Raw genomic sequence first — 21546 nt, forward strand, 5'->3', positions numbered from 1 at the left:
CGCGAAATTCCGCATCCGCCCTTGACAGCGCGCAAGAGATTTTCCGTCGCATCGATGCCGCCGGACCGAACTCCGTTCAGTGAGGTCGCACGGTCGACTCGACCGCGTGTTCGTCACGCGCGTGCGGAGCGTCGCCATCGGCGCGTGTCGCCGGCGCGATCGGGCGCTCCAGCGCGAGATCGAGCACCTCGTCGATCCAGCGCACCGGATGGATATCCAGCGATTCGGTCACGTTCTTCGGGATATCGACCAGATCCTTGCGGTTTTCCTCGGGAATGATCACGGTCGTGATGCCGCCGCGATGCGCCGCGAGCAGCTTCTCCTTGAGACCGCCGATCGGCAGCACGCGGCCGCGCAGCGTGATCTCGCCGGTCATCGCGACTTCCGAACGCACCGGCACGCGGGTCAGCACCGAGACGAGCGCGGTGCACATCGCGATGCCAGCGCTCGGTCCATCTTTCGGCGTCGCTCCTTCGGGTACGTGCACGTGCACGTCGAGCTTCTGGTGGAAATCGGGATCGATGCCAAGCCGGTCCGCGCGTGCGCGCACGACACTGAGCGCGGCCTGGATCGACTCCTGCATCACATCGCCGAGCTGGCCGGTGTGGATCAGCTTGCCCTTGCCCGGCACCACGGTCGCCTCGATGCTGAGCAGGTCGCCGCCGACCTCGGTCCAGGCCAGGCCGGTGACGAGTCCGATCTCGTTCTGCTGCTCGGCGCGGCCGAAGGTGAACTTGCGCACGCCCAGATAGTCGTCGAGGTTCTTCTCGGTCACGCTGACCTTGCGCTTGCGCTCCTCGACGGCCTTGCCTTTCTTCGCGGCCTTCGCCGCGGCCAGGCTGAGTTCCTTGACCACCTTGCGGCAGATCCTGGAAATCTCGCGCTCGAGGCTGCGCACGCCGGATTCGCGCGTGTAGTAGCGGATCATGTCACGGATCGGGGCCTCGGCAATCGACAACTCGGTCGCCTTCAGGCCGTTCGCCTTGAGCTGCTTGGGCACCAGATAGCGCACGGCGATGTTGAGCTTTTCCTCTTCGGTGTAACCCGGGATGCGGATGACTTCCATGCGGTCCGCGAGCGCGGGCGGGATGTTCAGCGAGTTCGCGGTCGCGATCCACATGACCTCGGACAGGTCGACATCGACCTCGAGGTAGTGGTCGTTGAACGTGTGGTTCTGTTCGGGATCAAGCACCTCGAGCAGCGCCGCCGACGGATCGCCGCGGAAGTCCATCGACATCTTGTCGATCTCGTCGAGCACGAACAGCGGATTCTTCGTGCCGACCTTGGCCAGGTTCTGGATGATCCTTCCGGGCATTGAACCAATATACGTGCGCCGATGGCCGCGGATCTCCGCCTCGTCGCGCACGCCGCCGAGCGACATGCGCACGAACTTGCGGTTGGTCGCCTTCGCGATCGACTGGCCGAGCGAGGTCTTGCCGACGCCGGGCGGTCCGACCAAGCACAGGATCGGACCCTTCATCTTGTTCACGCGCTGCTGTACGGCGAGGTATTCGAGGATGCGCTCCTTGACCTTCTCGAGACCGAAGTGGTCCGTGTCGAGCACCTCCTGCGCGCGCTGCAGGTCGCGGCGCACCTTGGTCTTCTTCTTCCACGGCACGCCGAGCAGCGAATCGACGTAGTTGCGCACGACCGTCGCCTCGGCCGACATCGGCGACATCTGCTTGAGCTTGTTGAGCTCGGCGCGCGCCTTCGCCTCGATCGGCTTGGGCATGCCGGCCGCGCCGATCTTGCGGGCGAGTTCCTCGAGTTCGTTCGGCGCGTCCTCGATGTCGCCGAGCTCCTTCTGGATCGCCTTCATCTGCTCGTTGAGGTAGTACTCGCGCTGACTCTTCTCCATCTGAGTCTTGACGCGGCCGCGGATGCGCTTCTCGATCTGCTGCACGTCGATCTCGCCATCGACCATGCCGACCAGCAGCTCCTGGCGATCGGCGACGTCGATCGTCTCGAGCACGCGCTGTTTCTCGGCGACGCGCACCGCGATATGGGCTGCGATGGTATCGGCCAGCCGCGACGGATCCTCGATGCCGGCCAGGGTCGACATCAGTTCCGGCGGAATCTTGCGCGACAGCTTGACCAACTGCTCGAACAGGCTGGTCAGCTGGCGGCCGATCACGTCGATCTCACGCTCGCTGCGCGTGTACGCCGCATCGAGCACGCGCGCATGCGCGACCATCAACCCGTTGCGCTCGCCAAAGGTGGCGATCTCGGCGCGGTCGGCGCCCTCGACGAGCACCTTGATCGTGCCGTCCGGCAGCTTCAGCAGCTGCAGCACGCTCGCGATCGTGCCGATCGTGTAAAGGTCGCCGGCGCCTGGCTCGTCGACATCCGGACTGCGCTGCGCGACCAGCATGATCTTCTTGTTGCCAGCCATCGCGATCTCGAGCGCGCGCACCGATTTCTCGCGGCCGACGAACAGCGGAATCACCATGTGCGGGAATACCACGACATCGCGCAGCGGCAGCACCGGCAGCTCGATGAGGTCGGCGGAAGTCTTCTGGGGCTTGTTCGGCTTGTCGGTCATCGGGTTCGGTCGGACTGGGTACTGGACGTATGGGTCTTGCAAACGCAAACGGCAGCGTGGACCCACGCTGCCGTATCGTCAAGTAAGGATTTTTGCCGCGTTTACAAGTGTCGCGCGCAGCAGCGGATCACTCCGCAGCCGCGCGGTTCTGCATGTTGCCGCGGTAGATCAGGTAGGGCTCGGCCTGGCCATTGATGACCGCCTCGTCGACGACGACCTTGCTCACGTGCTCGAGCGAAGGCAGGTCGAACATCGTGTCGAGCAGCACCTGCTCGAGGATCGTGCGCAGGCCGCGCGCACCGGTCTTGCGCTTGATCGCCTTGTGCGCCACCGCGGTCAGCGCATCCGGGCGAAACTCGAGCTCGACACCCTCCATGTCGAACAGGCGCTTGAACTGCTTGGTGATCGCGTTCTTCGGCTCGGTCAGGATCTTGACCAGCGCCGCCTCGTCCAGCTCCTCCAGCGTCGCGACCACCGGCAGGCGGCCGACGAATTCGGGGATCAGGCCGAACTTGATCAGGTCCTCGGGTTGCACGTCCGCCAGCAGGCGACTCGTGTCGGCCTGGCGGTTCTTGCTGCGCACCTCGGCATTGAATCCGATGCCGGTCGCTTCCGAGCGCTGCTGGATGATCTTCTCGAGGCCGGAAAACGCGCCGCCGACGATGAACAGGATGTTCTTGGTGTCGACCTGCAGGAATTCCTGCTGCGGATGCTTGCGTCCGCCCTGCGGCGGCACCGAAGCGATCGTGCCCTCGATAAGCTTCAGCAGCGCCTGCTGCACGCCTTCGCCGGACACGTCGCGCGTGATCGATGGGTTCTCGCTCTTGCGCGAGATCTTGTCGATCTCGTCGATGTAGACGATGCCGCTCTGCGCCTTCTCGACGTCATAGTCGCATTTCTGCAGCAGCTTCTGGATGATGTTCTCGACGTCCTCGCCGACGTAGCCGGCTTCGGTCAAGGTCGTCGCATCGGCGATCGTGAACGGCACGTTGAGCAGGCGCGCCAGCGTGTCCGCAAGCAGCGTCTTGCCCGAACCGGTCGGGCCGACCAGCAGGATGTTCGACTTCGCGAGTTCGACTTCCTCGCTGCGACCGCGCGTCTCGAGGCGCTTGTAGTGGTTGTAGACCGCGACCGCGAGCACCTTCTTCGCACGCGCCTGACCGATCACGTACTGGTCGAGCACCTCGAGGATCTCGGCCGGCTTGGGCAGGTCGCTGCGCGCGCTGGCCGCCTTTTCCTCGAGTTCCTCGCGGATGATGTCGTTGCACAGCTCAACGCACTCGTCGCAGATGAACACCGACGGGCCCGCAATCAGCTTGCGCACCTCATGCTGGCTCTTGCCACAGAAAGAGCAGTAGAGAATCTTGCCGTTGTCGCCCGATCGGCTCTGCCGCTCGTCTGTCATGCCCCGCCTCGGGATATCGCCGTATTCAATGCCGGCTCAGGATAGCACAGCGCGACCGGGCGACTAGCCGGGGCGCGCTGGCATCGGAAAGGTGAAAAATCGTGTGGCGTCCGGCGCTTACGCGCCGGTCGTGGTTTCGAGCGGGCGACGGTCCAGCACCGCGTCGATCAGGCCGTAGGCCTTGGCGTCCTCGCCGCTCATGAAGCGGTCACGCTCCATGTCGCGCTCGATCTGCTCGAGGCTCTGGCCGGTGTGATTGACATAGAGCTGGTTCAGGCGGCCACGCAGGTAAAGGATCTCGCGCGCCTGGATCTCGATGTCGGTGGCCTGGCCCTGCGCACCACCGGACGGCTGATGGATCATCACGCGCGAGTTCGGCAATGCGTAGCGCTTGCCCTTCGCGCCGGCCATCAGCAGCAGGGACGCCGCGCTGCTGGCCTGGCCGATGCACATCGTGCTGACGTCGCAGCGGATGTACTGCATCGTGTCATAAATCGCCAGGCCCGCGGTGACGACGCCGCCCGGGCTGTTGATGTAAAGGTTCACGTCCTTGTCGGGATTCTCCGACTCGAGGAACAGCAACTGCGCAACGATCACGTTCGCCATGTAGTCGTCGATTGGACCGACCACGAAGACGACGCGTTCCTTCAACAGACGCGAATAGATGTCGTAGGCGCGCTCGCCGCGCGAGGTCTGCTCGACGACCATCGGCACGAGGTTCAGACCGGTGGTCGGCCCGCTTGTCGACAGAATGCTCTGGCTGGACATTCGATACTCCCGAGCGCCAAGCGCGCTCAGGCGCCGGGCCGCATGACTTCGTTGAAACTCAACTGCTGTTCGCTGTGCTTCGCATGCTCGGCCATCCACTCGACGACCTGATCCTCGATCACGCGATTCTGCAGCGCACTCATCAATTGGGGGTCGCGTGTGTAGAGTTCAACGACCTTCTCGGGCTCCTCGTAGGTCGAGGCGATCGTCGCCAGCGCTTCGCTGACGCGGCGCGAATCGAGGCGGATGTCATTCTGACGCGCCAGCTCGGCGATCAGCAGGCCCGCGATCACGCGGCGACGTGCCGGCGCGAGGTAGGCAGCGACCGCTTCCTGCGACTGCGCACCGGCCTGGCGCGCAAGCAGGTTCGCCTCGTTCTCGACCATGCCCTGCGGCACTTCGAGTTCCGGATGCGCGTCGACCAGCTTCTCGATCGCACCCGCTTTCAGCCGTCCCATCAGCACGCCCTTGAGCTCGCGCTCGAGATTCGCGCGCACGTCCTCGCGGAATTTCGCGAGGCCGCCTTCCTTGACGCCGAAGCTGGCCGCGAAGGCCTCGTCGACCACCGGCAGCTGCGCTTCCTGCACGCGCACCAGCTTCACCGCTACATCGGCCGACTTTCCGGCGAGTGCCGGCGTGCGAACCGCGGTCGGGAAATCGATGTGCGCGGAAAATTCATCGCCGGCCTTATGCCCGGCGAGCTTGTCTTCGAGCTCCTTCGAATACGCACCCGAGCCGAGGATCGCTCCGACGCGGTCCGTGCCGGCTTCCGGATGACGGAAACCTTCGCCCTGCGCGGAATATTCGAACAGCACCATATCGCCAGCCTGCGCAGCGCGCTCGACCTGGGTCCAGCTGCGGCGCTGCAGGCGCAATGTCTCGATCATCTGGTCGATATCGGCGTCGGCGACGCTCGCGACCGGCTTGACGATCTCCAGGCCGCTGACGTCGAGTTTGCCGATTTCGGGCAGGATCTCGAACGTGGCCGTGTATTCGATCTCGCCGTTCTCGGGGCGGCCGGTCGTCGCGATCGACGGCTGCACGGCCGGGCGCAGCTTTTCCTGGCTGACCGCCTCCTGGAAGCTCGAGCCGATCATCTCCGACAGCGCTTCGTTGCGGATCTGGCTGCCGTAACGCTGCTCGATCACCTTGGTCGGCACCTTGCCCGGGCGGAAACCCTTCAGGCGCGCTGTGCGGCCCATTTCCTGCACACGCGAACGGATCGTGTCCTCGAGGCGCTGCGCGGGAAGGCGGACGGTGAGCTTGCGGCCGAGCGAGCCGACGTTTTCGATCGAGACTTGCATGGTGTTCCTCTAAACGATGTGCGGATCGCGCCAGGTCGCCGGCAGCACGCGGTTGGCTGCGCGGAAGGGCTCGATTCGATGCGAAGGCGTGCGAAAGGAGAGACTCGAACTCTCACGGGTCACCCCGCCAGAACCTAAATCTGGTGCGTCTACCAGTTCCGCCACTTTCGCCCGGATCGGACCCTCGCCCGCGCGGTCGACTGGTAGCCGCCGCGCGCGGTTGCGCAAAGGAAATTGGTGGGCCGTCTAGGACTCGAACCTAGGACCAAGAGATTAAGAGTCTCCTGCTCTACCAACTGAGCTAACGGCCCGCTTTTATCTTTTACTGCAGTCGCGCGCCAACGCGACAATCACTCCCCTCTCCCGCTGGCGGGAGAGGGCAAGGGGGCGAGCGCCATACGCCCCACCCAAACCCGAACTTCGGATTGTAACCAAATTGGGGTGAGCGAGGGGACTCGAACCCCCGACATCCGGAATCACAATCCGGGACTCTAACCAACTGAGCTACGCCCACCATTGAAACTGTATGAAACATTCCGCAGGTACGCGGAACGTTCCTGCATCTCGCTGCCAAGATCCTCGCGTACCACCGAGCGCTCGAACGACCCGCACTTTACCCGCTGGCACGCCCGACAGGACTCGAACCTGCAACCGTCGGCTTAGAAGGCCGATGCTCTATCCGGTTGAGCTACGGGCGCATCGTCAGCCGCATTGTCGCGGAAAACCGCAAGCGGAACGCGTTCCGCGAACAACTCACCGCTCCTGCGCGCGGGCCGGAATGGTCGGGGTAGAGGGATTCGAACCCCCGACATCCTGCTCCCAAAGCAGGCGCGCTACCAGACTGCGCTATACCCCGAAGCACCCGACTTCCGACGACCTCGCGACTATCGGAAGGGGTCGAAGATACTACGGAACCGAAGCCCGTCGCGTCAATCCGGCGCGTGCACGCAAGCAGCACGAGCACAACCGGTGGAGCAAAACAAAAAGGGTGCCGCAGCACCCTTCGTGTTCAAGTGGCGCGCCCGGAGAGATTCGAACTCCCGACCACCAAGTTCGTAGCCTGGTACTCTATCCAACTGAGCTACGGGCGCGCTGAAACCTGTTCCCGCCAACTGCACGGCCGCAAAGTTTAACACCATGCGTGCCGCCGGTGCTGCCGGCGAAGAGCGCGCGATTATTCTGATCGAGGTTGCGCGCGTCAACCTTTTTTTGCTGGGTTGGGCAAAATCGACGGATGCGGCGCGCTCTACGCAATCCTCGATTGGGCGGCGCGCATGGGAAGGAGGGGTTGTTCGCCCCCATCCCTGGGGCTCGCCCCTCCGCGCTGCGCGCTACTGGGTCGGCCATTCGGCCGTCCAAAATCGCTCCCGGCGATTTTGTGTTCGCCCATTCACAGGGTTCACTCGCCCACGCTGCGCGCTGCGGGGCCGGCTTGAAGCCGCCCCGATTCGCTTCAGGCAAATGGTCGAACCCGAGAGGGCTCTCCTGCGACCTCTCTCTCCGCCAGAAAAACGCCTCGCGAACGGCGATGCGCGCGGATGGGCGGAGGGATTGTTCGCCCCATCCATGGGGCTCACCCCTCCGCGCTGCGCGCTGCGGGGCCGGCCGTTCGGCCGTCCCAATTCGCTCCTGGCGAATTGGTCGAACCGGCATCTCCTTCGGAGCTGCCGGTTCTCCCTTCCCTCTCTCTCCGCCAGATACGAAAAACGCCCCACTAGGGGGCGTTTTTCGTATCTGGCGGAGAGAGAGGGATTCGAACCCTCGATAGAGCTTTTGACCCTATACTCCCTTAGCAGGGGAGCCCCTTCGGCCTCTCGGGCATCTCTCCGGATGTACGCTGGTGTCCGCTCTTCGAAGCAACGCACGCGCAGTGCGCTTGCAACTTTCGGGGCGCGGAGGATAACCAGTGCAGTCGCATCGGTAAAGCTCAACTTGCGGCGCCGCCTCCGGAATTGTCGGGAGCTTCCTCACCCGGCGCCAGCTCGCGCTTGATGCGCTGATAGATTTCCTCGCGATGCACAGCCACGTCCTTCGGGGCGTTGATCCCGATCCGGACCTGGTTTCCCTTGACGCCGAGAACGGTGACGGTCACCTCGTCGCCGATCATCAGTGTCTCGCCGACGCGGCGAGTCAAAATAAGCATGTGGTGCTCTCCGTAACACGATTTGTCGGTCCGATGGATGCCATCGCGTATTGCCTCTCACCCGCGCGCCGATGCAATCCCGGGAACCAGGCAGCCGCCTCCCTTGCTGCCGTTTCCCCTCCTGTCCTACTCGTCGCTCTTGTTCCGCCACGGCCTTGCGGGTGGCGGTGGCGACGATGTGGGACCAGCCGATACTAACCAAGGCACCCGGTGCACGCAATGAACTGAAGTACCGGGCAAAGCCACGCTTTCTTTACATTCATGCCAGCCGGTTGGCAATCCATTCCGGCAATGCGGCGAGCGCACTGTCCAGCGCCGGTGAATCCACACCGCCGCCCTGAGCCATGTCCGGGCGTCCGCCGCCCTTGCCGCCGATCAGCGCGGCAACATGCGCAACGACGTCGCCGGCCTTGACCTTGCCGAGCGCGGCGCCATGCACGCCGCCGACCAGCGAAGCCTTGCCATCGCTGCCGGTTGCCAGAAGAACGACGCAGTCGATGAGCTTCTGCTTCAACGTGTCGACACCCTCGCGCAACGCCTTCGCATCGAGCCCGTCGACGCGCGCGGCGACGATGCTGATGTCACCGACCTTGCGCGCGTTCGCAGCAAGATCCTGCGTCGCCGAACTCGCCGCCTTGGCCTTGAGGGATTCGAGTTCGCGCTCGAGCTTCTTCTGGCGGTCGAACAGCTGGCGCAGCTTGTCGACGAGTTCACCACCGTGTGCGGACAACAACCCGCCGATCTCGTCGAGACGCGCCTCTTCCTCAGCGACGAACGCGATCGCGGCTGCGCCCGTCACGGCCTCGATGCGGCGCACGCCCGCGGCGACGCCGCTTTCGCCGACGATCTTGAACAGACCGATATCGCCGGTGCGGCCCACATGCGTTCCGCCACAGAGTTCGGTCGAGAACTCGCCCATGCGCAACACGCGAACCTCGTCGCCGTACTTCTCGCCGAACAACGCGAGCGCGCCGAAATCGAGCGCGTCCTGGTACGCCATCTCGCGCACTTCCGCTTGCGTGTTGCGGCGGATTTCCGCGTTCACCAGATCCTCGATCCGGCGCAATTCGTCGGCGCCGATCGGCTGGAAATGCGAGAAGTCGAAACGCAGGCGATCCGGCGCGACCAGCGAGCCCTTCTGCTGCACATGCGTGCCGAGCTCCTTGCGCAAGGCCGCGTGCAGCAGGTGCGTCGCCGAGTGATTCAGCACCGTCGATTGGCGGCGCGCGCCGTCGACCTGCGCAGTGATGCTCGCGCCCGGTTTCAGCACCTTGCCGCCCCAGCGCCCGACATGGGCGTGGAACACGCCGCCGAGCTTGATCGTGTCGCCCACCTCGAAGCGGCCGTCCGCGTTCGTCAGAACGCCAGAGTCGCCAACCTGTCCGCCGGACTCGGCGTAGAACGGCGTGCGGTCGAGAATCACGATCGCATCCTCGCCGTCGTTCAATGAATCAACGGCGCGGCCAGCGCGCACGAGTGCGAGCACCTTGCAGCCATCCGCTGCCAGCGTCTCGTAGCCGAGGAACTTCGTTGGCGCGAGCGTGCTCGCGAGTTCGGCTGGCAAGCTCGCTCTGCCTTCGAACTGGCTCGCTGAGCGCGCGCGTTCGCGCTGCTGCTCCATCGCGAGCTCGAAGCCGGCCATGTCGACGGTCAATCCGCGTTCGCGTGCGATGTCGGCAGTCAGGTCGACCGGAAAACCGTAGGTGTCGTAGAGACGAAACGCCGCATCACCCGGAATCGCGTTGCCGGATTTCTTCGCGACGTCTTCGAATACCTTCATGCCCTGCTCGAGCGTCTCGCCGAAGCGCTCCTCTTCCGCCTTCAGCGCACGCTCGACGAATTCGCGCTTGGCCAGCAATTCCGGATACGCATCGCCCATGACCTCGACCAGTGCGCCGACCATCGCGTGGAAGAACGGCTGCTTCTGGCCGAGCCCGCCTTGTTGAAGCATGTAGCCGTGGCGCAGCGCGCGGCGGATGATCCGGCGCAGCACGTAGCCGCGCCCCTCGTTCGAGGGCAGTACGCCATCGACGATCAGGAACGAGCACGCGCGGATGTGGTCGGCGATCACGCGCAGCGACTTGTTCTCGAGATCCGCGGTATTGGTCAGCTTGGCGGCGACCTTGATCAGGTGCTGGAACAGGTCGATCTCGTAGTTCGAATGCACGTGCTGCAGCACGGCGGCTAGGCGCTCCAGGCCCATGCCGGTGTCGACGCAGGGCGCGGGAAGTTTCGACAAGGTGCCATCGGCGGCGCGGTCGAACTGCATGAACACGAGATTCCAGATCTCGATGTAGCGGTCGCCGTCCTCGTCCGGCGAGCCCGGTGGACCACCGGGGATGCCGGGGCCGTGGTCGTAGAAGATCTCGGTGCATGGTCCGCACGGCCCGGTGTCGGCCATCTGCCAGAAATTGTCCGAGGCATACGGCGCGCCCTTGTTGTCGCCGATGCGCACGATGCGCGCCGCCGGCACGCCGATGTCCTTGTTCCAGATGTCGAACGCTTCGTCGTCGGTATGGTAGACGGTGACCCAGAGACGGTCCTTGTGGAGCTTCAGCGTTCCGGTCAGGAATTCCCAGGCCCAGGCGATCGCTTCGCGCTTGAAGTAGTCGCCGAACGACCAGTTGCCGAGCATCTCGAAGAACGTGTGATGACGCGCGGTGTAGCCGACCGAGTCGAGATCGTTGTGCTTGCCGCCCGCGCGCAGGCAGCGCTGCACGTCCGCGGCACGCACGTAGCCGAGCTTCTCGCTGCCGAGAAACACGTTCTTGAACTGCACCATGCCGGAGTTCGTGAACAGCAAGGTCGGGTCGTTCGACGGCACCAGCGAGCTCGACGGCACGATCGTGTGGCCCTTGGAGCGGAAGAACTCCAGGAACGCAGAGCGGATTTCTGAGGTTTTCATGGACGAACGATCGCAATCATGTGGAATAGGACAATCGAAAAATCGCCTCGTCGTTCCGGTGAACGCCGGAACCCAGCGTCTTTGCCGAGCCGAAGAAGGCACCGGATCCCGGCGTTCGCGGGGACGACGACACAAGGGGGCCTGACACAGATACAAAGCCCCGCGCCAGGCACTCGAAAACCTAGCCCGGATCGCCTACGTCGGCGCGCGTGACGGCGCGTACTGTCGCCGGATCGAAGCCGCGGCGCAAGAGAAAGTCCGCGCGCCGGGCGCGCTCGTCGTGATCCGCTGGTGCGGCCGCGCCATGGCGACGGCGCAGCTGCGCGGACGCCATCGCCTGCCAGTCGATATCGACCGCCGCGATCGCCTCGCGGATCGCGGGATCGGCGAGGCCGTGGGATTTCAGCTCGGCGGCGATCCGGCGCGGGCCGTAGCCCTGCCCCGCCCTGCGCCGAGCGAGGCTCGCGGCGAAGCGGTCGTCGCTCTGGTATTCCTGTTCCTTGAGTCGATCGATCGCCTCGCTCGCCTCACCTGCCGCGTGACCACGTACAGCGAGCTTGGTCTTCAGTTCCCGAGTGGAATGATCGCGCCGCGCGAGCAGGCCGAGCGCCTTGTCGTAGACGCTGCGCGTGTCATCCTTCGGCTTGCGCGGCAACTCCTTACGCCTCCTCGACCTCCACCGCCGGCAGCGGCGAAGCACCGCCCTTCGCAAGCAGCTTCGCGCGCAGCTGTGCGTCGATCGCGGCACCGATTTCCGGATGCTCCTTGAGATACAGGCGCACATTGTCCTTGCCCTGGCCGATGCGATCGCCGTTGTAGCTGTACCAAGCGCCGGATTTCTCGACCATGTTGTGTGCAACGCCGAGCTCGATCAGCTCGCCCTCGCGCGAGGAGCCCTCGCCGTACAGGATCTCGAACTCGGCCTGGCGGAACGGCGGCGCGACCTTGTTCTTGACGACCTTGACGCGCGTTTCCGAACCGATCACTTCCTCGCCGCGCTTGACGCTGCCGATGCGGCGGATGTCCAGGCGCACCGAGGCGTAGAACTTCAGCGCGTTGCCGCCGGTGGTGGTTTCCGGATTGCCGAACATCACGCCGATCTTCATGCGGATCTGGTTGATGAAGATCACCAGCGTGCCGGACTTCTTGATGTTTGCGGTCAGCTTGCGCAGCGCCTGGCTCATCAGTCGCGCCTGCAGGCCGACGTGCGAATCGCCCATCTCGCCTTCGATTTCGGCCTTCGGCGTCAATGCCGCAACCGAGTCGATGACGACCACGTCGACGGAATTCGAACGCACCAGCATGTCGGCGATCTCCAGCGCCTGCTCACCGGTGTCCGGCTGCGAGACCAGCAGGTCGTCGACATTCACACCGAGTTTTTCGGCATAGGTCGGATCGAGCGCGTGTTCCGCATCGATGAAGGCCGCGGTGCCGCCATTGCGCTGGCAGCTTGCGATGACCTGCAGGGTCAAGGTCGTCTTGCCGGACGACTCCGGCCCGTAGATCTCGACCACGCGGCCGCGCGGCAGGCCGCCGACGCCGAGCGCGATGTCGAGGCCCAGCGAGCCGGTCGAGACCACTTCGATCGCTTCGTCGACGCGGTCGCCCATGCGCATGACCGCGCCCTTTCCGAACTGCTTCTCGATCTGGCTGAGTGCGGAAGCGAGCGCGCGGCGCTTGTTGTCATCCATCGTGGAATCCTCTGTTGTTGTCCCGGCGAGTGTGCCGTCGCCACGTCTCAGCAGTTAGGACGTAGCGAAGTCGAAGCGATTATCCCACAGCGATCGCGTCAGGCGATCCGCGGATTGCGCGTCAGCTCGTAAGAATCCGCCGCACACCGTCGAGCGCTGCGCCGACGGTCTGGCGACGCACGGCCTCGCGGTCGCCGTCGAAATGGAACAGCTCGGCGCGCGCGTAGCCGCCGCGGCGTTTCCAGCCGATCCAGACCGTGCCGACCGGCTTGTCGGGCGTGCCACCCGAGGGACCGGCAACACCGGTCACCGCGACCGCGACGCTGGCACCGTAGCGGGCGAGCGCGCCCGACACCATCTCGACGACGGTTTCGTGACTGACCGCGCCGGTGCGTTCCAGCGTCTGCGGCTGCACGCCGAGCAGCGACTCCTTCGCCTCGTAGCTGTACGCGACCACGCCGCATTCGAACCAGTTCGAGCTGCCCGGAATATCGGTCAGCACCTTGGCGATCCAGCCGCCGGTGCAGGACTCGGCCGCGACCATCGTCTGGCCGCGCGCGAGCAGGCATTCGGCGACGGCCTGAGCTTGCCCATTCAAGGTCTCGTCCGAGGGAACAGCGGCTACAGCCATGAATACTCCGACCTGGCGAAACGAAATGCCGAGCATACTCCCGGCGCCATCTGCCGCGGCATCGCGACGGTCTCGCGCGAGCACCAGACGTGCTGTGTGAAGGCAATCAGGCGCGGTCGAGCGCGCGCGCAACGGGCACCGCGCGCCCTGCCTCGTCGACCGCGACCATCACGAACTCGCCGCTGGTCGCCAGCTTCTGTGCGGCGCCGGGCTTGGCCTCGCTGAGCATCTGCACGCGCACGGTCATCGAGCTGCGCCCGACGCCGACCACGCTCGCGACCAGCTCGACGATCTCGCCAAGCTTCACGGCCTGCTTGAAGTCGATACGGTCCGAACGCGCAGTGACGACCGTGCGCCCGGCAAAGCGGCTGGCGACAAGGAACGCGGCCTTGTCCATCCAGGCCAGCGCCTGGCCGCCGAACAACGTGCCGAGATGATTGCAGTGGTGCGGGAACACGATCTCGACGAAGCGCGCCTCGCCTTCGCACGCACCGTCAGAACGCATGATCGAAACCCACCTCGCCCTGCACCGCGACCTGGTACGCCGAGACACGGCGCTCGAAGAAGTTGGTCAGTTCCTGCACGTCCTGCAGTTCCATGAACGGGAACGGATTGCGCGCGCCGTAGCGCGGCGGCAGGTGCAGCATCGCGAGGCGCTGGTCGGCGACGTACTCGAGGTACTGGCGCATCTCCTTCAGCGTCATGCCGACCACGCCGCCGCCGAGCACGTCCTCGGCGAACGCAGTCTCGCAGTCGACCGCCTCGGTGATCATCTGCGTGACCTGGGCGGCCCACTCGGCATCGAACAGCTGTGGCTCCTCACGCTCGACCGTACGCAGTACCTCGAACGCGAAACCCATGTGTGCGGATTCATCGCGGAACACCCAGGCGGTGCCGGCGGCGAGCCCTGGCAGCAGGCCACGCGAACGCAGGAAATACACGTAGGCGAACGCGCCGAAGAAGAACAGGCCTTCGATGCAAGTCGCGAAACAGGTCAGATTCAGCAGGAACTGGCGCTTGTCCGCCTCCGAATCGATGCGATCGAGGGTCTGGATCGAATCGATCCAGCGCTGGCAGAACGCGGCCTTGCGCCGGATCGAAGGAATGTTCTCGACCGCGGCGAATGCCTGCGCGCGCTGTTCGGGCTCGGGAATGTAGTGGTCGAGCAGGGTCAGGTAGAACTGCACATGCAGTGCTTCTTCATACAGCTGGCGCGACAGGTACATGCGCGCCTCGGGCGCGTTGATGTGCCTGTAGAGGTTCAGCACGAGGTTGTTCGCGACGATCGAATCCCCGGTCGCGAAGAACGCGACCAGACGCTGGATCAGATGACGATCGGCAGGCGTCATGCGCTGGACCAGATGGCCGAGGTCGATCTGGAAATCGATCTCCTCGACGCTCCAGGTGTTCTTGATCGCAGCGCGGTACATCTCGTAGAACTGCGGATAGCGCATCGGCCGCAGGGTGAGGTCGAAGCCGGGGTCGAGGAGGCGCGTTGATGGAACGGACATGGGCATTCCTTGAGTTCTTGCAGTACGCGAAACGACTGAACCTTCTGGCTCGTCATCCCGGCGAAAGCCGGGATCCAGTTTCTTCGATGAAGAGCAGACGCTGGATCCCGGCTTTCGCCGGGATGACGAGCTTTCTCTACTGGCAGGCCTCGCACATCTCCGGATTCTCCAGCGAACAGACCACTGCTTCCGCATCGGTATAGGTCTTCGCCGGCCCCGCGCCCACCGTCGCCTTCGCGATCCGCGTCGCCGGCCGCGAGCGCAGGTAATAGGTCGTCTTCAGTCCTTGCTTCCATGCGTACATGTACATGCTCGACAGCTGGCCGATGTTCGGATTCTCGATGAACAGGTTCAGCGACTGGCTCTGGTCGATGAATGCGCCGCGCTCGGCGGCCATGTCGATCAGTGCGCGCATCGGCGTCTCCCAGACCGTGCGATAGATCGTCTTGAGCTCGTCCGGCAATGCCACGATCGGCTGCACCGAGCCTTCGGCGAGCTTGATCGCGTCGCGGATCTCGGCGGTCCACAAGCCGAGCCGTTTCAATTCATCGACCAGGTAGCGGTTCACCTGCAGGAAATCGCCGGACAAGGTCTCGCGCTTGAACAGGTTCGACACCTGCGGTTCGATGCATTCGTAGCAGCCGGCGATCGAGGCGATCGTGGCCGTTGGCGCGATCGCGATCAGCAGCGAGTTGCGCAGGCCATGAGCCTGGATCTCCGCACGCAGCACATCCCAGCGCGCGCTGTCGCGCGGGGTGACGTTCCAGGCGTCGAATTGCAACTCGCCACGCGCGGCGCGCGTGTCGGCGAAGGCCGGATGCGCGCCCTTCTCGCGCGCGAGGTCGAGCGACGTGCGCAGCGCCCAGTAGTAGATCTCCTCGGAGATCCGCGCCGACAGTTCGCGCGCCGCTGCGCTGTCGAACGGCAGGCGCAACGCGAAGAACACGTCCTGCAAGCCCATCAGGCCGAGGCCGACCGGACGCCAGCGCAGGTTCGACGCGCGCGCGGTGTCGATCGGATAGAAATTCAGATCGATCACGCGGTCGAGCTGGCGCACCGCGACCTGCACGGTGTGCGCGAGCTTGTCGAAATCGAACGCGACACCGTCGTGATGCCGCGAAAGATTGATCGAGCCGAGATTGCAGACCGCGGTTTCGCCGTCGTTCGTGACTTCGATGATCTCGGTGCACAGGTTCGACAGGTGCACCACGTTGCCCGGCTTCGCGGTCTGGTTGCCGGCGCGGTTGCAGGCGTCCTTGAACGTCATCCAGCCGTTGCCGGTCTGCGCCAGCGTGCGCATCATGCGTGCGTAGAGGTCACGCGCCTTCACGGTCTTCTTCGCGAGCCCCTGCGCCTCGGCCTGCACGTACGCGCTTTCGAACGCCTCGCCCCACCGGTCCGGGAAATCCGGCACGTCCTTCGGATCGAACAGCGACCACATCCCGTCCGTATCGACGCGATGCATGAACAGATCCGGGACCCAGTTCGCAATGTTCAGATGATGCGTGCGGCGCGCGTCGTCGCCGGTGTTTTCGCGCAGCTCGAGGAACGCCTCGATATCGGCGTGCCAGGATTCCAGGTACACGCAGGCCGCGCCCTTGCGCTTGCCGCCCTGGTTGACCGCGGCGACCGAGGAATCGAGCGTCTTCAGCCACGGCACGATGCCGTTGCTCAAGCCATTGGTCGAGCGGATCAGCGAGCCTTCCGAACGCACGCGATGCCAGGCGAGACCGATGCCGCCCGAGAACTTCGACAGCAGCGCGACGTCGCGGTACTTGCCATAGATCGCCTCCAGCGAATCCTCAGGCGAATCGAGCAGGAAGCAGCTCGACAACTGTTCGTGGCGCGTGCCGGAATTGAACAGCGTCGGCGAACTCGGCACGTAGTCGAGACCGGCGAACAGCTGGTACAGCTCGATGGCGTCGCCCGCGCTCTCGCTGAGCGCGCAGGCGACGCGCAGCCAGAACTGCTGCGGCGACTCGATGACCTGACGCTGAGTCGGATGCTTGAGCAGGTAGCGGTCGTACAAGGTGCGTAGGCCGAAGTATTCGAAGCGCAGCGTGTGGCGCGGATCGATCGCGTCGTTGAGCTTGCGCGCATTCGCCTCGACGAACGCGAGCACGCGCTCGTTGATCAGACCCGCATCGAAACCGAGTCGGATCGATTGCGAGAACGAATACACGCCGAGCCCCTGCACTTCCTTGTCGATGTAGCCGGCAAGCAGGCGCGCGGCGACCTTCGAGTATTCGGGCTCCTCGGCGATGAACGAGGCCGCGGTGCGGATCGAGAGTTCATCCAGTTCGCGCGTGGTCGCACCGTCGTACAGGCCGGCGATCGTCTTCAGCGCGACGCGCATCGGCTCGACATCCGCGAGCCCCTCGCAGCAGCGCGTGACCGCGCGCACGATCTTGTTGAGGTCGACCGGTTCCTTCGCGCCCGAGCGCTTGGTCACCTGCATCGCGATCGGGCCCGCGTGCGGCGCGGTCAGGCGGAAACCCGGTTGATTCGGCGGGACGGCGGCGGCGGGAGATGCGGCGGACTCGGCGACAACTTCGGACGTGGACATGCGTTCTCTCCTTCGCGAGCAGCGGACCCGCAGAAGTAAAGGCACGGCGACGCACGGAATGAGACTTGGGCCCGCGATCCGCCGGCCTTCGCTCCCGCGAGCGAAAGAAGAACCTGCGGATGACGCCAGTCGAAAGGGACGCGGGCTCCGGACGGAGGCGCGACGACTTTCGGCCTGCCCCTCCCGCGAGGGCCTTCGAGCCAGACGCTCCGCATTGCGGCGGAACGGTCGCGGCGGGTATTCGGACTCTCGGGCGCGAGGCGTTTGCCTCACCTACTGGACGCCGCTTCCCAAGCCGAAGCTCAGTGCCTGATGCGTCGTTCGCTCCCGATCACCGCTGCGGGGCAGCTCCGGATTCGCACCGGATTCCCTCGGAGGTTTTGTGACCCCCAACCCAGATGTTGTGCTGGGCGCCATCGACGACCACAAGATATGCCCTCGTGACCGGAAGTTCAATCGGTTTCTTGCCGCACACGAGTTTCCATGAGTCGGCAGGCGACGGCCCCCACCAGCATCGCCGGCACGAACCAGAGCACTTCATGCACCCCACCCGCCAGGCCGACCAGCGCAGGACCCGGGCAGTAGCCGACCAGTCCCCAGCCGATGCCGAATATTCCCGCGCCCACAATCAGACGGCGATCGATCCGCTGCGTCGCAGGCAATTCGAACCCGGGCGCGAAACGCGGTTTGGGCAAGCGAAGAATCCAGCGGAACGCGATCACGGTAACGCCGACAGCAGCGCCAAGCACCAGGATCAGGGTTGGGTCGAACTGGCCGAAGATATCCAGGAAGCCTTGCACGACGCGCGGATCAGTCATGCCCGAGATCGCCAGGCCGACCCCGAACAAGGCTCCTGAAAAAAGAGCCGCGAACCAGCGCGCATTCATGCCGACCATCCCGGCCAATGGCGCATCACGAACACCGTCGCCATCGCGGCGGCCATGAAGGTCAGCGCCGCGGGCCAACGAGCGCAGCGACAACCTGCCCAGGCCACACACGCCATGACCGCTGGTGCAACCGCTGCCCATGCGCGTGCCGAAGCCGACGAGCAATCCACCCACGACGAGCAGGATCACCGGATAACCTTGCCGATGTGGCTCACCCACGGCGAACCAGCGCATCGTCCCCCCGCCCGCAAGCATCAAGCCGAGCAGGAACGCAACACGCCAGCCACGATCCGACGACGCGGCCCCGGTCACGGCGTTGACGATGCCGCTGATGCCCGCGATGCGGCCGTTCAGCCACAGCAGCAAAGCGGCGGCCATGCCGATCAGCACACCGCCGACCCATCCGCTCATCCGGGCGTTCATGCCATGCCTCCCAGCTGGTTAAGCGGCAACTTCAACCAGACGATGCCGTTGGTGTCCGGCGGCGGCAGGCGCCCGCCGCGGATGTTGACCTGCAACGCCGGCAGGAGCAGTCGTGGTACCGTCAGGTTGGCGTCGCGCGCACCGCGCATCGCCACGAACTCGGCTGCAGTGATGCCGCGACCGACATGCAGGTTGTCCCGCACCTCGGCGGCGATCGACGTCTCCGCCATCGGCGCACGTCCGGCCGGCGGATAGTCGTGGCAGAGGAAGATACGCGTGTCCGCTGGCAGCGCCAGGATCGTCTGGATCGAGGCATGCAGCCGCGCGGCATCGCCACCCGGGAAGTCGCAACGTGCGGTGCCGACGTCCGGCGCGAACAGGGTGTCGCCGACAAACGCTGCATCGCCGACAAGATAGGTCAGGCTGTCGCCGGTGTGGCCGGGCGTGGCGAGGACGCGCGCCTCCAGGCCGCCGATGCGGAAGCGCTCGTCGTCGTCGAACAGGCGGTCGAACTGGCGGCCATCGGGGACGAAGTCCTCGCCCAAGCCGAACAGCGGCTTGAAGTGCGCCTGGACCGCAGCGATGCCGCGGCCAATCGCCAGCGGCGCCCCGAGCACGTCATGCAGATGGCCGCCGGCGCTCAGATGGTCCGCGTGCGCATGCGTTTCGAGGATCCATTCCACGCGCAGGCGGTGGTCGCGCACGAACGCGAGCACCGCGTCGGCGGACGCGGTCGACGTGCGCGCCGCTGCCGCATCGTAATCGAGCACCGGATCCACGATGGCCGCGGCCCCGCCCTCGCCCTCCCATACGACATGGGTGAAGGTGCCGGTGTCCTTGTGGAAGAACGTTTCCACCCATGGCCGTGATGGCATGAAATGCGCGCCTCGGATGCGACCGTCATCTGGACGGAGGGGATTCTATACGCCCCCTGCTGCGGAGGGATGGGTCATCGTCGCAGCACGCGGACGGCCCAATTGGGCGTAAGCTCGTGCCACGTTTCCTGGTCCTGTCGGCAATCCTCCTGACACCGTCGCAATGCTTTTTCGACGCCGCCGCCATCGCCGCCTGATTGCGCTGATCGCGCTGCTCGGCCTGCTGTTCCAGCAGTTGGCCATGGCCGGATACATGTGTCCGCTGGAGCAATCCGGGGCGACGGTGGCCGTGTCGAAGCCGACCTGTCACGAGCAAGGCGCGGCGGACCCGCGATGCCACGAGCATTGCCATCCGCAAACGCCTTCCTCCGATCATCCACCGGTTCCTTCGGTGCCGGCAGCGCTGTTTCCACCGACCACGTGGCTGCGCGATGCTGCGTGGTTCGTCGCCGACACGCGCGTCCATCATCGCGGCGAAATCGTCGCCCGCGCCGCCGCGCCGCCGCTGACCATCCGGCACTGCACGTTCCAGATTTGAGCTCCGTCCGCTGACATCCATGGCGCCGCGATTGCGGCACGTGTGTCCCTTGCGTCGGAGTTCCCATGCCCACCGTCCATTCCATACTCGCGCAGCCTTTGCGGCGCGGTTTTCGTGTTGCTGCCACTTTCTGCCTCGGTCTCCTCGCGCTGCCCGGCGCGCGCGCTGACGACGCTCGCCTGTCGCTGCTCGATGCGGTGCGAATGGCCGAGGCGTCCGCACCCGATATCCAGGCACGCCGCGCCGCGCTGACGTCCGCCGAGGATGCGGTCAGTCCGGCCGGCCAGCTTCCGGATCCGCAACTCGTGGCGGGCGTCGAGAACCTGCCGGTCACTAGCGGAGACGCGTTCAGCCTGACCGACGACTTCATGACCATGCGCAAGGTCGGCATCTCGCAGGCTTTCCCACGCCGCGAGAAACGTGCACTGCGGACCGCGCGCGCTGAAGCGATGGCCGGGCAAGCACGCGCGCGGCTCATCACGGAACAGCTCTCCGTGCGCGAAGCGGTCGCGCGCGCGTGGATCGCGCGCGCCGCCGCCGAGCGTCGTCTGGCACTGCTTCAATCCCTGCGCTCGCGCGCCGAAGCGACGGTGGCCGCAGCCGCCGCGGCGCTCAGCGCCGGCCGCGGCTCCGCGGCCGACGGCATCGCGGCGAGGTCGTCGCAACAGCAGCTCGAAGACCGCATCGACCAGGCCGGACGCGACGTCGAGGAAGCGCAGGCCGATTTCACACGCTGGCTTCCCGACGCGGCCGGGCGACCGCTTGGCGAAGCGCCGGACTGGACCGACCTCGGCGGCGACCCGTCCCGGTTGATCGGCAACATCGCGCACCATCGCGAGCTGCTCGCCTACGATGCCGCCGAACAGGCCGCGGATGCCGACGTCGCGCTGGCGCGCGCGGAGAAGCGCCCCGACTGGTCGCTGGAAATGGCCTACGCACAGCGCGGCCCGCGCTACTCGAACATGGTCACGGTGCAGGTGCGCGTGGACCTGCCCCTGTTCGCAGCCAGCCGTCAGGATCCGACCATCGCATCCAAACAGGCGGCCGTGGCGCAACTCGAAGCGGAGCGCGAGGTCGCGCTGAGAATGCACACCGCCGACCTGCGCAAGGTGGTCGCGACCTGGCGCAGCGCGTGTGCGCGTGCGCAACGCTACGAACGGGAGCTGCTGCCGTTGGCGGACGACCGCGCCGACGCCGCGCTGGCTTCCTATCGCGGTGGTCGCGGCGACCTGCAAACGTCATTGGCCGCGTTCGACAACGCGATCGAACAGCGGATCGCCTACACGGACGTCACGAACACGCTCGGCCAATCCTGGGCCGCACTCCATTTCGCTTTCCCGAACGAGGAGCGCTGAGC

16 protein-coding genes, 7 tRNA genes and 1 riboswitch are annotated in these 21546 nt (G+C 65.3%); of the genes, 2 read left to right on the forward strand and 21 right to left on the reverse strand.

All coding sequences use genetic code 11. The features are described from left to right. Positions 1-76: 76 nt before the first annotated feature. The 21 genes from lon to ABD002_RS14915 form a co-directional block, all read right to left on the reverse strand. On the reverse strand, positions 77-2542 hold the full coding sequence (gene lon, locus ABD002_RS14810) for an endopeptidase La (protein WP_343792446.1): 2466 nt from the start codon (positions 2540-2542) through the stop codon (positions 77-79). Between the two features lie 127 nt (positions 2543-2669). After that, positions 2670-3947, reverse strand: a complete 1278-nt coding sequence (gene clpX, locus ABD002_RS14815; RefSeq protein ID WP_343792448.1) for an ATP-dependent Clp protease ATP-binding subunit ClpX — start codon at positions 3945-3947, stop codon at positions 2670-2672. A gap of 117 nt (positions 3948-4064) precedes the next feature. Next, positions 4065-4715, reverse strand: coding sequence for an ATP-dependent Clp endopeptidase proteolytic subunit ClpP (gene clpP / locus ABD002_RS14820; protein ID WP_343792450.1), 651 nt, complete (start codon positions 4713-4715; stop codon positions 4065-4067). 26 nt (positions 4716-4741) lie between these two features. Continuing rightward, positions 4742-6019: a trigger factor gene (gene tig, locus ABD002_RS14825; protein ID WP_343792452.1), complete on the reverse strand. Its 1278-nt coding sequence runs from the start codon at positions 6017-6019 to the stop codon at positions 4742-4744. 89 nt (positions 6020-6108) lie between these two features. Then, a tRNA-Leu gene (locus tag ABD002_RS14830) sits at positions 6109-6190 on the reverse strand. Between the two features lie 64 nt (positions 6191-6254). After that, positions 6255-6330 (reverse strand) — tRNA-Lys (locus ABD002_RS14835). Positions 6331-6456: 126 nt separating this feature from the next. Next, positions 6457-6533: transfer RNA gene (locus ABD002_RS14840), tRNA-His, on the reverse strand. A gap of 107 nt (positions 6534-6640) precedes the next feature. Next, positions 6641-6717: transfer RNA gene (locus ABD002_RS14845), tRNA-Arg, on the reverse strand. A gap of 81 nt (positions 6718-6798) precedes the next feature. Continuing rightward, positions 6799-6875, reverse strand: a tRNA-Pro gene (locus tag ABD002_RS14850). A gap of 158 nt (positions 6876-7033) precedes the next feature. Beyond that, positions 7034-7110, reverse strand: a tRNA-Arg gene (locus tag ABD002_RS14855). Between the two features lie 644 nt (positions 7111-7754). Continuing rightward, positions 7755-7847 (reverse strand) — tRNA-Ser (locus ABD002_RS14860). 99 nt (positions 7848-7946) lie between these two features. Next, positions 7947-8162: a carbon storage regulator CsrA gene (gene csrA, locus ABD002_RS14865; protein WP_343792454.1), complete on the reverse strand. Its 216-nt coding sequence runs from the start codon at positions 8160-8162 to the stop codon at positions 7947-7949. A 259-nt stretch (positions 8163-8421) separates the two neighbouring features. Continuing rightward, on the reverse strand, positions 8422-11067 hold the full coding sequence (gene alaS / locus ABD002_RS14870; protein ID WP_343792456.1) for an alanine--tRNA ligase: 2646 nt from the start codon (positions 11065-11067) through the stop codon (positions 8422-8424). A 181-nt stretch (positions 11068-11248) separates the two neighbouring features. Continuing rightward, positions 11249-11722, reverse strand: a complete 474-nt coding sequence (locus ABD002_RS14875) for a regulatory protein RecX (RefSeq protein WP_343792458.1) — start codon at positions 11720-11722, stop codon at positions 11249-11251. A gap of 4 nt (positions 11723-11726) precedes the next feature. Further along, entirely contained in the window at positions 11727-12758 is a 1032-nt protein-coding gene (gene recA / locus ABD002_RS14880) for a recombinase RecA (RefSeq protein ID WP_343792460.1), read from the reverse strand. Positions 12759-12879: 121 nt separating this feature from the next. Continuing rightward, a complete protein-coding gene (locus tag ABD002_RS14885; RefSeq protein WP_343792462.1) occupies positions 12880-13389 on the reverse strand; it encodes a CinA family protein in 510 nt (169 codons plus the stop codon). Positions 13390-13495: 106 nt separating this feature from the next. Beyond that, positions 13496-13897: an acyl-CoA thioesterase gene (locus ABD002_RS14890; RefSeq protein ID WP_379988621.1), complete on the reverse strand. Its 402-nt coding sequence runs from the start codon at positions 13895-13897 to the stop codon at positions 13496-13498. Further along, on the reverse strand, positions 13884-14900 hold the full coding sequence (locus tag ABD002_RS14895; protein WP_343792466.1) for a ribonucleotide-diphosphate reductase subunit beta: 1017 nt from the start codon (positions 14898-14900) through the stop codon (positions 13884-13886). The genes ABD002_RS14890 and ABD002_RS14895 overlap by 14 nt, the downstream gene beginning before the upstream one ends. A 136-nt stretch (positions 14901-15036) precedes the next feature. Next, positions 15037-17358, reverse strand: a complete 2322-nt coding sequence (locus ABD002_RS14900) for a ribonucleoside-diphosphate reductase subunit alpha (protein WP_343793278.1) — start codon at positions 17356-17358, stop codon at positions 15037-15039. A 323-nt stretch (positions 17359-17681) separates the two neighbouring features. Further along, a riboswitch (cobalamin riboswitch) is annotated at positions 17682-17900 on the reverse strand. 18 nt (positions 17901-17918) lie between these two features. Beyond that, on the reverse strand, positions 17919-18776 hold the full coding sequence (locus tag ABD002_RS19745) for a YeeE/YedE family protein (RefSeq protein ID WP_379988540.1): 858 nt from the start codon (positions 18774-18776) through the stop codon (positions 17919-17921). Beyond that, positions 18773-19651, reverse strand: coding sequence for an MBL fold metallo-hydrolase (locus ABD002_RS14915; protein ID WP_343792468.1), 879 nt, complete (start codon positions 19649-19651; stop codon positions 18773-18775). Before ABD002_RS14915 ends, ABD002_RS19745 begins: the two co-directional genes overlap by 4 nt. Positions 19652-19814: 163 nt before the next feature. On the opposite strand from ABD002_RS14915, the gene ABD002_RS14920 reads away from it, so the two are divergent. After that, positions 19815-20189: a hypothetical protein gene (locus ABD002_RS14920; RefSeq protein WP_343792470.1), complete on the forward strand. Its 375-nt coding sequence runs from the start codon at positions 19815-19817 to the stop codon at positions 20187-20189. Between the two features lie 65 nt (positions 20190-20254). Beyond that, a complete protein-coding gene (locus ABD002_RS14925) occupies positions 20255-21544 on the forward strand; it encodes a TolC family protein (RefSeq protein WP_343792472.1) in 1290 nt (429 codons plus the stop codon). The last annotated feature ends 2 nt before the right edge of the window (positions 21545-21546 follow it).

It is taken from the genome of Dokdonella soli (assembly GCF_039523175.1).
GTDB classification, from domain to species: Bacteria; Pseudomonadota; Gammaproteobacteria; order Xanthomonadales; family Rhodanobacteraceae; genus Dokdonella_A; species Dokdonella_A soli.